A 521-nucleotide genomic window follows, 5' to 3' on the forward strand; every position below is an offset into this window, starting at 1 on the left:
TTAAAATAAACATTATATAGTTCTATGGCTACGCTTTAATAAAACTCTTTGTACCAAGTTACAAATGCATCAACACCTTCTCGCACATCAACTTCAGGCTTATACCCAGTAGCTTCATACAATGCTTTTGTATCTGAAAAAGTCTGATATACATCACCAGGCTGCATAGGCATAAAGTTTTTCTTCGCTTCTATACCTAACGACTCTTCCAGTGCGTGAATGTAATCCATCAGTTTCACCGGTTGACCATTTCCAATGTTATACACACGGTATGGTGCAGAACTGGTTGCGGATGACCCGTTTTCTGCAGTCCAATCAGCATTCTTTTCAGGTAGAACATTTTGGATACGGATAATACCCTCTACGATGTCATCGATATAAGTGAAATCACGGCGCATATCACCGTTGTTATAAATATCGATGGTTTCTCCGTTGACAATTTTATGAGTGAACTTGAGCAGTGCCATATCTGGACGGCCCCATGGACCATAAACAGTAAAGAAACGTAACCCTGTCGTAGG

General features: G+C 40.3%; 1 protein-coding gene. It reads right to left on the bottom strand.

The features are described 5' to 3' along the window. Positions 1 to 35: 35 nt before the first annotated feature. Positions 36 to 521, bottom strand: a 486-nt coding sequence (locus R7190_RS30640) for an NAD-dependent epimerase/dehydratase family protein (protein WP_318138311.1), incomplete at its 5' end; no start/stop codon positions are given.

The sequence above is a fragment of the Vibrio sp. 1078-1 genome (assembly GCF_033340475.1).